Source organism: Vibrio sp. 378 (assembly GCF_033339435.1).
This window is the reverse complement of sequence record NZ_JAWOUO010000020.1, coordinates 39,568-48,901: the sequence shown is the minus strand read 5'-3', so window position 1 is coordinate 48,901 and position 9,334 is coordinate 39,568. Positions and strand designations below refer to the sequence as shown.

Below are 9,334 nucleotides of genomic sequence, written 5' to 3'. Positions count from 1 at the left end.
TGTTTTACCGTGGTCAACGTGGCCGATAGTACCAACGTTAACGTGCGGTTTCGTACGTTCAAATTTTTCTTTAGACACGATCGTGTTCCTTCCTAGTTATGATTCGTCGTGATCATTATTGATCGACGACGCGCCAGAAATTGTTATTTTATGCGCCAACGCCCGTTAGCGCAATATTTGGACGCCCTGATCTCGCAAAAAGTCGTAAACTTTTTGCAGTTCAATCGTCAATTAGTAACCACGCTCTGCAATAATTTTATCTGCGAAGTTTTTCGGCACTTCAGCGTACTCGTGAAACTCCATAGAGTAAGACGCACGGCCTTGAGTTGCAGAACGTAGATCAGTTGCGTAACCGAACATTTCGGATAGTGGTACTTGAGCACGGATGATCTTAAGACCAGCCACACCTTCGTCCATGCCTTCAATGATACCGCGACGACGGTTTAGGTCACCAACAACGTCACCCATCCAGTCTTCCGGAGTGGTTACTTCGACATTCATCATAGGTTCTAGAATCACAGGTTGTGCTTCTAGTGCACCTTTCTTGAATGCCATCGAGCCAGCGATCTTAAACGCCATCTCGCTTGAGTCTACATCGTGGTAAGAACCATCAAATAGTGTAGCTTTAATATCTAGTACAGGGTAACCCGCTAGAACACCACTATTCATTTGCTCTTCGATACCTTTCGATACCGAACTGATGTATTCCTTAGGAATCACACCGCCCACGATTTCGTCTACGAATACGAAACCTTCACCAGGCTCAGAAGGCTCAAGTTTGACCCAAACATGACCGTATTGACCACGACCACCTGATTGACGAACAAACTTACCTTCAACTTCCGCTTTACCACGAATGGTTTCACGGTAAGCAACCTGAGGTTTACCAACGTTACAATCAACGCTGAATTCACGCTTCATACGATCAACGATAATGTCTAGGTGAAGTTCACCCATACCGGAGATCAGAGTCTGACCTGATTCGTCGTCCGTTTCCACGCGGAATGATGGATCTTCCGCTGCTAGTTTACCTAGCGCGATAGCCATTTTCTCTTGGTCTGCCTTAGAACGAGGCTCTACAGCAATCTGAATAACTGGTTCAGGGAACTCCATGCGCTCTAGAATCACTTTGTGGTTCTGATCACACAGTGTGTCACCTGTTGTTACGTCTTTCAGACCGATAGCAGCTGCAATATCACCAGCGCGAACTTCTTTCACTTCTTCACGCTTATTCGCATGCATCTGAACGATACGACCGAAACGCTCTTTCTTCTCTTTTACTGAGTTGTAAACAGCGTCACCCGAGTTTACAACACCGGAGTAAACACGCATGAAAGTTAGCGTGCCCACGAATGGGTCAGTCGCAATCTTAAACGCTAGCGCTGAGAAAGGTTCGTTGTCGTCAGCATGACGCTCAACTTCATTTTCTCTTTCGTCGACACCTTTAATTGCAGGTACGTCAACAGGCGATGGCAAGAACTCAACTACTGCATCCAGTACCGCTTGAACACCTTTGTTCTTAAACGCACTACCACAAGTAGCCAGTACGATTTCGTTATTTAGTGTGCGAGTACGTAGAGCTTGTTTGAGCTCAGCTTCAGTCAATTCACCTTCTTCAAGGTACTTGTCCATCAGCTCTTCGCTAGCTTCAGCAGCGGATTCAACCATGTGGTTGCGCCACTCTTCAGCAAGTTCAATCATGTCAGCTGGGATGTCTTCGTAAGTAAACGAAGTGCCTTGATCGGCATCATTCCAGTTGATCATTTTCATCTTGATAAGGTCGATGACACCTCTGAACTCATCTTCCGCACCAACGTTCAGCTGGATTGGAACAGGAGTCGCACCAAGACGATTCTTAATTTGGTTCACAACGCGTAGGAAGTCTGCGCCCGCACGGTCCATCTTGTTTACAAATACCAAACGTGGAACGTGGTATTTGTCTGCTTGACGCCATACAGTTTCAGACTGAGGTTCAACACCAGATGAGCCACAGAACACAACCACAGCACCATCAAGTACACGAAGAGAACGCTCTACTTCGATAGTAAAGTCAACGTGTCCAGGGGTATCAATGATGTTTACGCGATGCTCAGGGAACTGTGCTTCCATACCACGCCAGAATGTAGTAGTCGCAGCGGATGTGATAGTGATACCACGCTCCTGCTCCTGCTCCATCCAGTCCATGGTTGCTGCACCATCGTGAACTTCGCCGATTTTGTGAGAAAGGCCAGTGTAGAACAGAATACGCTCAGTTGTGGTTGTTTTTCCTGCATCTACGTGAGCACAGATACCGATATTACGGTATAGCTCAATAGGAGTTTTACGAGCCACGATTGTATCCTCTTACTAAGGTGTACCTTAGAGTATAGAAAAGTGCTGCGAGAGAACCTCGCAGCACAGAAGGTATTACCAACGGTAATGAGCGAACGCTTTGTTTGCGTCAGCCATGCGGTGAACGTCTTCACGTTTCTTAACCGCAGTACCTTTGTTCTCAGACGCGTCTAGCATTTCAGCAGCTAGGCGTTGAGCCATAGATTTTTCACCACGCTTGCGCGCAGCTTCAACCAACCAACGCATAGCAAGTGCGTTACGGCGAACCGGACGTACTTCTACAGGTACTTGGTAAGTTGAACCACCAACACGGCGAGATTTAACCTCTACCGCTGGGCGAACGTTTTCAAGAGCTTCTTCAAAAATAGCTAAGTGGTCTTTACCAGACTTTTCAGCCATAGCATCTAGTGCAGTGTAAACGATTTTCTCTGCAGTAGATTTTTTACCGTCAACCATTAGGATGTTAACGAATTTTGCCAGCAATTCAGATTTGAATTTTGGATCTGGAAGGATCTTACGCTGACCAATGACGCGACGACGTGGCATGGATTTATCTCCGTTGTCTTCTTCAGGTTTTATCCAAAACTTTTCAGTTTTTTCAAAAAATTAAAAATAATTTAGTGTTTGGCCTTACTTAACGGAATCCATTAAGACTTAGGACGCTTCACACCGTACTTAGAACGACCTTGTTTACGGTCATTTACGCCAGCACAGTCTAGTGCGCCGCGAACAGTGTGGTAACGCACACCTGGAAGGTCTTTAACACGACCACCACGGATTAGAACAACTGAGTGCTCTTGAAGGTTGTGACCTTCACCGCCGATGTACGATGTAACTTCGAAGCCGTTTGTCAGACGTACACGACAAACTTTACGAAGTGCTGAGTTAGGTTTTTTAGGTGTAGTAGTGTAAACACGAGTACATACACCACGTTTTTGTGGGCACGCTTCTAGTGCAGGCACGTTGCTTTTAACAACTTGCTTTGCACGTGGCTTACGTACCAACTGGTTAATAGTTGCCATTAACTAGCTCCTGATTTACTTGAAAGTAAGCTTTGTGAAAAATCTATCCCCAACTGCCAATGCAGTTAGGGACGCAAAATTCTATGCAGCAGTGAGAGGTGTGTCAAGAAATATACGGATCTTTTTTGTTCAATTAGAACAATTCATCCGTAAAGCTTTGTCGACAGCAAATCTTGTTCAATCCCAAGTTAGGGATTTATCCTGTTTTGCTGTTAGTTCAACGAAGCCTGAGTAATTCACAATCGTCAGCGATGGACTGATACGATTTGCAATACCGCGAGCTTGCGCATCGCTCTCTAACACAAATACGCTGCGGTTTTTTAGATGGGAAAATGCTTTATGTTGCGAGTTAGCAGCGTACACTGCATCTTCTATAAGTAAGATGTCATCCTGTTCACTGCATAAGGGCATGGCGTCTTCTAGAGCAGAGACTGTTTTTATGATGTGTAACATACCTTCCTCAAAAAGACAGTAGCTTGCCAGCGTGTTGTAACTTATCTTTGAGCTGTTCTGAGCTTAACGCTTGGGCTTCAATGACTAAATCCGCTTGCGCCAAACCTCGCTGGGTTAACGACTCTGAACACACAAAGACTTGTTCGATGTCGTATAAATCGAAAAGCTTTAACATCGGCGCGTAATCTTTACTCAAAATATTGTTGGGGTTTTGTCCGAGTAGAAGCTGGTATACCCCGTCACCCACGAAAATGACGCTGATATCTTCACAGTAAGCCGACGCGGCTAACAGTGCATCCACACCTTCACGACCAGCTGCACTGCCATGTGGCGCACTACGAAATAGATAAGTTAACTGACTCAAAACTGTACCACTCTGTCTTGGGTTAACATCGCTTCAGCTAGGCTACCTAAGCCTGCTTGTTCAAAACCATCGGCTAGATTGTTCTGAACCAAACCATGTTGATTCGCTTCTTCTTCACTTACAATCCCGCGACGCAAAGCGGCCGCGACACAAGTTTCTAGGCGAACACCATGCTCTTTAGCCAAAGACTGCCACGCCTTATTGAGATCAAATTCATCGTTAGCTGGCACACTCAAAGCAGTACCATTAGTCACACCATCTTGATAAAAGAAGACGCTCACTAGCTGATGGCCTTGCTCTATCAACGCTTTGGCGAACTGATAAGCACTGCGCGCTGACTGGCTGCCATAAACGGGACCATTCACCACTAACGTGTAAGTCAGTTTACTCACCTTTCATCATCCTCGGTTTTACGTTGACGAATGTACAAGTAAACGGTGTGTTTTGAAATATTAAGGCGATCCGCGACACGGTTGATGGCATCTTTAATATCGAAGATACCTTTGTCGTACAACTCCATCACGATCTGGCGATTCTTGGTGTTGTTAGACACGGATTTATCCGCATTGATCTCTTCGATGGTGCGTTCAACAGTTTGGTCCACCAGCTCTTCTACGTCACTAGCAAAGTTGACCGAGGAAGCCGCTTCTTTCGCTTCTTGCGTCGGCATGAAAGACTGAAGAACTTGCGAGAAAGGCGCATCCAAGTTGACGTTGATACACAACAAACCAATCACGCGATTTTCGCCATTACGAATGGCGACAGTAATCGACTTCATCAACACGCCACCTTTTGCACGGGTAAAGTACGAACGTGAGAAGTTGCGCTCCGAGCCTTCGATGTCTTTTAGCATCTTAAGCGCTAAATCAGTGATTGGTGAGCCGACTTGGCGCCCCGTGTTTTCACCGTTAGCGATTTTAATTGCAGAGGTATTTAAGTCTTCTAGAGAGTGAAGAACGATTTCACAAAATGGACCTATCAGGCTGGCGATACCATCCACGACCGCCTCATAAGATCTTAAAATGATTTTGTCGTGCTCGGTAAACGGCATCACGTTAACGGATTCCATTTCGAGCAACATCTCCGCGTTTATTGTTTCTGTAGTTGTCATAAGCCTTCGAGCGAAAAATCAACAAATTGGTGTAAGTTTATCAGAAAATTTGAAAAGCAACCTAGCAAACTCACCAACTAGTGACCTAGAACAAAAAAGGCCCGTTAAACGGACCTTTTTCAATAACTTATCGCAGCTTATTGTTATTGCTCTGCGTTGTCGTTCTCAACTTTTAGCAGCTCAACTTCAAATACTAGCGTTGAGTTAGCAGGAATGCTTGGTGTGTCTTGGTCACCGTATGCTAGCTCTGGCGGGATAACGAATTTGAATTTAGAACCCACAGGCATTAGCTGAACACCCTCTGTCCAACCTGGGATTACACGGTTAAGTGGGAACGTTGCAGGTTCACCACGATCGTATGAGCTGTCGAACTGAGTACCGTCGATCAGAGTACCTTTGTAGTGTACTTGAACCGTATCAGTGTCTTTTGGCTTCTCACCTTCAGCTGGTGTCATTACTTGGTATAGAAGACCTGTATCTGTCTTCACTACGCCTTCTTGCTTCTCAAACTCAGCACGGAAATCATCGCCAGCTTTTTTCGCTTCAGCTGCTTTCTCAGCCGCTTGTGCTTGCATCTTTTCTGCAACACGCTTGTCTAGAGATTCTAGTGCTGCACGTGTTTCTTCTTCATTCAATTCAGCATTGCCTTTGAAGACGTCTTCGATACCTTTTAGTACCAAATCTTTGTTAAGATTAATGCCGATTTCGCTTGGCTTGTCGATGCTTGTGCTTAGGTAGTTAGCAAATGAAACACCGATTGCGTATGCCGCTTTGTCGTCGTCGGTTTTAAAGTGAACCGCTTTACCGGTTTCTGCTTGAACTTGTTCTGCTTGAGGTACGGTTTCTGTTTTAGTTTCTTCTTTCTGACAACCTACCGCTAGCATAACTGTTGCAGCAAGTAGCGACACTTTTAAAACTGATTTCATTAAATTCTCCCAATAATGGCTCTGCCATTGGTTGTTGTGCACAAATCTTCTATGAGACTAGTGAAGACAATCGTTATACCAATATACTAGCTATATGTCTTAAGACACAAACCGGATTATTAGATGTGATGCAAAGAATTTTTCATTTATTCCTATATTTAATTGTCATCACCACGTTAAATGGTTGCTTTTTCGCCGAGCGTGAAGTGCAGCGTTGGCCGATAGAACCTCAAGGTGCGACGAGCTTCGCACTTAGCAGAGATGGACGGTTTGCTCTGCTCTATTCTCAACAACGTCATTTGATGTTGTGGGACCTAGAGCAAAATGAACAACTAGCCAACCTGGGTGAACTCGATGCCGATGCCAATGTGGTTTCCCATATCCGCATATCTGACAATGGTCGCTACGCAATTACAGCAAGCCAAATGAACTTCGCAGTTTGGGACCTAGGCTGGACGCAATCCGAAGGCCTTTGGTCTATCTCTGATGCGCTCATTCGCGACGTTGATATCACCAGTAATGGTGAACAAGTTCTGCTTGGGTTATCCAACGGTAAAGCAATTTATGTCAACTTAGTCACCGGGCGTCGCATGGAGTTCCTTGCGCATCGTGAAAAAGTCAATTCCGTGGCCATTTCTCCTAATGGGCGCTTCGCCCTAACCGGAGGTAATGACTATAAAGCGTATCTGTGGGATACCGAAACCGGACAAGTACTACGAACCTTCGAACATGAACAACGAATTGTTCGCGTGGCCCTGCAAAGAGATGGAAAATTAGCAATGACATCTGATGGCGGAAACCAAGCGATTGTTTGGAATTTAAAAACTGGACAAGAAGTCACACAGTTGAGCAGTTGGTCACGCCAATTAATTTTCTCTACCGCACGATTTTCTGACGACGGGACTCAACTAGTCACAGGAAGCCCTTCTGGCCGTGTGTCGATATGGGATACTCAAACCGGAAAACGAATGAGTGGATTTGAAGTGGAGCCCAAAAAAGACACTCGCCCTCCCCGTGCGGTCGTGTATGATGCAGCCTTTGATTCAAAACAACGCGTAATTACTGCTACTTCAGCAGGTATTGCCCAAGCTTGGCAGTTAGAGAACGGATCATGACAGAAAAAACCATTCAGCAATTGGAAGCACGCATTAATGACTTAGAATGTCAGCTTGCGTTCCAAGAACAGACTATTGAAGATCTGAACGGCGCTTTATCGCAGCAACAACTGCAAATTACCAAGATGCTCGATCAGATGAAATATGTGGTAGGTAAAGTAAAAAATATGGACTCGTCGAATTTAGCCGATCCGTCAGAAGAAACCCCACCACCGCATTATTAAAATGCAGGCTCAAATAGCATAAAGCCCAGAACATGTTCTGGGCTTTGTTGTATTAATTACTTAAGAAGGTACTCAAGAGGAAGCTATTCGTCGGCGTAGATTTTAACGCTCAGCTCGCCTTGCGTATTAATGCCTGCTCGGTACATGCCAGAACTGTTCATCGCAAAGTGCATCTCACCTTTAGCATCAATGGCAATCAAACCGCCCTCTCCGCCCATCTGTTTGAGAGCACCTTGGATAATGTGTTCACAAGCCGTATGAATATCTTCTTGTAAGTAACGCATACGTGCTGCAACGTCTTCCGCAACACGTTTACGAATAAAGAACTCACCGACACCCGTAGTGGAAACTGCCACAACGCCATTTTCGGCCACCGTACCACAACCAATCAGAGCCGAATCTCCGACTCGGTTGTATTTCTTATTCGTCACGCCACCCGTACTGGTGGCAGCGGCTAAGTTGCCTTGTTGATCTAACGCTACCGCACCAACCGTACCGTGCTTACGGTCATCTGGGTAACGAGATTCCGACAAAGCAAACAGTCCTTTCTCACGCATAGACAGCAACTGCTCATAACGGCGATCAGTAAAGAAGTAATCTTGCTCGGTATACTCATGGCCTTGCTCAAAAGCAAACTTCTCTGCGCCCTCACCCACCAACAACACATGATTGCTGTTTCGCATCACGTCACGAGCGAGCTCAATTGGGTTTCTGATATGACGAACACCTGCGACCGCACCTGCTGCAAGGTTTCGCCCATCCATCACAGAAGCGTCCATTTCAACCATTTCGTTGTTGGTCAGCACTGAGCCTTTACCCGCATTAAAGTTAGGAGAGTCTTCCAATACTTTCACTGCCGCTACGACGGCATCTAAGGCTTCACCGCCCGTGTCTAGAATTTGATGTCCCGCTTTTACCGCAGCTTCTAAATCCGCCAAGATGGATTGTTGCAGCTCATCGCTCATCTGTTCACGCAAGATGGTGCCCGCACCACCATGAATGGCAATCGAGAAAGGTTTCGTCATCACTTTGTCCAACTGTTATTCCTTGTATGGTTGGCACTACACCTTAGATAAACAAAAAGCGCAAGTTGAAAACTCAACTTGCGCTTTTCAAAGCTTTGCTAGATAAGATTATCTAGTGAAGGCGCTTATGATTAGTGAGAACCACAGCTACCGCCGCCACAGCAGCCGCCTTCTTCTTCGTGATCGTGGTCATGATCGTGACCACCACAACAGCCACCACCTTGGTGGATGTGACCGTGTTCGATCTCTTCTGCTGTTGCTTCACGTGTAGACATAACTTCTACTTCGAAAGTTAGTGTTTGACCAGCTAACATATGGTTACCGTCAACAACCACTTCGTTGCCGTCAACTTCTGTTACTTCAACAGGGATTGGACCTTGGTCAGTGTCAGCTAGGAAGCGCATGCCCACTTCGATTTGCTCAACGCCTTGGAACACGTCCGCAGGAACGCGCTGTACTAGCGCATCGTTGTGCTCACCGTAAGCTTCTTCAGGAGCTACCGTTACTGAGAACTTGTCGCCAGCCACTTTACCTTCAAGTTCTTTTTCAAGACCTGTGATTAGGTTGTTGTGACCGTGAAGGTAATCTAGAGGTGCTTCTGCTGTTGATTGATCAACAACGACACCGTCTTCCATCATTACTTTGTATGCAAGGCTTGCAACAACGTTCTTTTCAATTTTCATACTAACTCCAGGGAGATTAATTGACTTAACCTGAATGGGGTTAAGTACTGAGATATCTGGGTGTATTATGGGGATCAATT

The 9,334-nt window shown here is 45.7% G+C and carries 12 protein-coding genes; 2 read left to right on the top strand and 10 right to left on the bottom strand.

The annotated features are described in order from the left end of the window. Positions 1-231: 231 nt before the first annotated feature. The 8 genes from fusA to fkpA all read right to left on the bottom strand — a co-directional run bounded on the left by fusA (position 232) and on the right by fkpA (position 6,207). Positions 232-2,331, bottom strand: coding sequence for an elongation factor G (gene fusA / locus R7Q48_RS22135; RefSeq protein WP_005382794.1), 2,100 nt, complete (start codon positions 2,329-2,331; stop codon positions 232-234). Positions 2,332-2,406: 75 nt separating this feature from the next. Beyond that, positions 2,407-2,877, bottom strand: a complete 471-nt coding sequence (rpsG, locus tag R7Q48_RS22130) for a 30S ribosomal protein S7 (RefSeq protein ID WP_005382796.1) — start codon at positions 2,875-2,877, stop codon at positions 2,407-2,409. Between the two features lie 101 nt (positions 2,878-2,978). Further along, the gene (gene rpsL, locus R7Q48_RS22125) at positions 2,979-3,353 is read right to left on the bottom strand and encodes a 30S ribosomal protein S12 (RefSeq protein ID WP_004399892.1); all 375 of its coding nucleotides are present in this window, start codon (positions 3,351-3,353) and stop codon (positions 2,979-2,981) included. A 177-nt stretch (positions 3,354-3,530) separates the two neighbouring features. After that, positions 3,531-3,806, bottom strand: coding sequence for a sulfurtransferase complex subunit TusB (gene tusB, locus R7Q48_RS22120; protein ID WP_005382799.1), 276 nt, complete (start codon positions 3,804-3,806; stop codon positions 3,531-3,533). Positions 3,807-3,813: 7 nt separating this feature from the next. Further along, positions 3,814-4,170, bottom strand: coding sequence for a sulfurtransferase complex subunit TusC (gene tusC / locus R7Q48_RS22115; protein ID WP_213898832.1), 357 nt, complete (start codon positions 4,168-4,170; stop codon positions 3,814-3,816). Further along, positions 4,167-4,562: a sulfurtransferase complex subunit TusD gene (tusD, locus tag R7Q48_RS22110; protein WP_017633744.1), complete on the bottom strand. Its 396-nt coding sequence runs from the start codon at positions 4,560-4,562 to the stop codon at positions 4,167-4,169. The genes tusC and tusD overlap by 4 nt, the downstream gene beginning before the upstream one ends. Continuing rightward, on the bottom strand, positions 4,559-5,281 hold the full coding sequence (locus R7Q48_RS22105; RefSeq protein WP_005382804.1) for a transcriptional regulator: 723 nt from the start codon (positions 5,279-5,281) through the stop codon (positions 4,559-4,561). The genes tusD and R7Q48_RS22105 overlap by 4 nt, the downstream gene beginning before the upstream one ends. 143 nt (positions 5,282-5,424) lie before the next feature. Further along, positions 5,425-6,207 carry an FKBP-type peptidyl-prolyl cis-trans isomerase gene (gene fkpA, locus R7Q48_RS22100; RefSeq protein ID WP_238843916.1) on the bottom strand — a complete coding sequence of 261 codons (783 nt, stop codon included), beginning with the start codon at positions 6,205-6,207 and terminating at the stop codon, positions 5,425-5,427. 128 nt (positions 6,208-6,335) lie between these two features. On the opposite strand from fkpA, the gene R7Q48_RS22095 reads away from it, so the two are divergent. Together R7Q48_RS22095 and R7Q48_RS22090 are read left to right on the top strand one after the other, a co-directional pair. Next, complete coding sequence (locus R7Q48_RS22095; RefSeq protein WP_017633742.1) at positions 6,336-7,322, top strand: WD40 repeat domain-containing protein; 987 nt, start codon at positions 6,336-6,338, stop codon at positions 7,320-7,322. Continuing rightward, the gene (locus tag R7Q48_RS22090) at positions 7,319-7,546 is read left to right on the top strand and encodes a SlyX family protein (RefSeq protein WP_193837600.1); all 228 of its coding nucleotides are present in this window, start codon (positions 7,319-7,321) and stop codon (positions 7,544-7,546) included. Before R7Q48_RS22095 ends, R7Q48_RS22090 begins: the two co-directional genes overlap by 4 nt. A gap of 83 nt (positions 7,547-7,629) precedes the next feature. On the opposite strand, the gene R7Q48_RS22085 is transcribed toward R7Q48_RS22090, so the two are convergent. After that, the gene (locus tag R7Q48_RS22085) at positions 7,630-8,571 is read right to left on the bottom strand and encodes an isoaspartyl peptidase/L-asparaginase (protein ID WP_318132441.1); all 942 of its coding nucleotides are present in this window, start codon (positions 8,569-8,571) and stop codon (positions 7,630-7,632) included. 131 nt (positions 8,572-8,702) lie between these two features. After that, entirely contained in the window at positions 8,703-9,254 is a 552-nt protein-coding gene (gene slyD / locus R7Q48_RS22080) for a peptidylprolyl isomerase (protein ID WP_005381451.1), read from the bottom strand. Positions 9,255-9,334 lie beyond the last annotated feature (80 nt).

Coding starts and splice junctions, on each gene's coding strand:
- R7Q48_RS22105 (WP_005382804.1), bottom strand. CDS start 5,281: ATGACAACTACAGAAACAATAAACGCGGAGATGTTGCTCGAAATGGAA.
- slyD (WP_005381451.1), bottom strand. CDS start 9,254: ATGAAAATTGAAAAGAACGTTGTTGCAAGCCTTGCATACAAAGTAATG.
- tusB (WP_005382799.1), bottom strand. CDS start 3,806: ATGTTACACATCATAAAAACAGTCTCTGCTCTAGAAGACGCCATGCCC.
- R7Q48_RS22085 (WP_318132441.1), bottom strand. CDS start 8,571: ATGACGAAACCTTTCTCGATTGCCATTCATGGTGGTGCGGGCACCATC.
- fkpA (WP_238843916.1), bottom strand. CDS start 6,207: ATGAAATCAGTTTTAAAAGTGTCGCTACTTGCTGCAACAGTTATGCTA.
- R7Q48_RS22090 (WP_193837600.1), top strand. CDS start 7,319: ATGACAGAAAAAACCATTCAGCAATTGGAAGCACGCATTAATGACTTA.
- rpsG (WP_005382796.1), bottom strand. CDS start 2,877: ATGCCACGTCGTCGCGTCATTGGTCAGCGTAAGATCCTTCCAGATCCA.
- R7Q48_RS22095 (WP_017633742.1), top strand. CDS start 6,336: ATGCAAAGAATTTTTCATTTATTCCTATATTTAATTGTCATCACCACG.
- rpsL (WP_004399892.1), bottom strand. CDS start 3,353: ATGGCAACTATTAACCAGTTGGTACGTAAGCCACGTGCAAAGCAAGTT.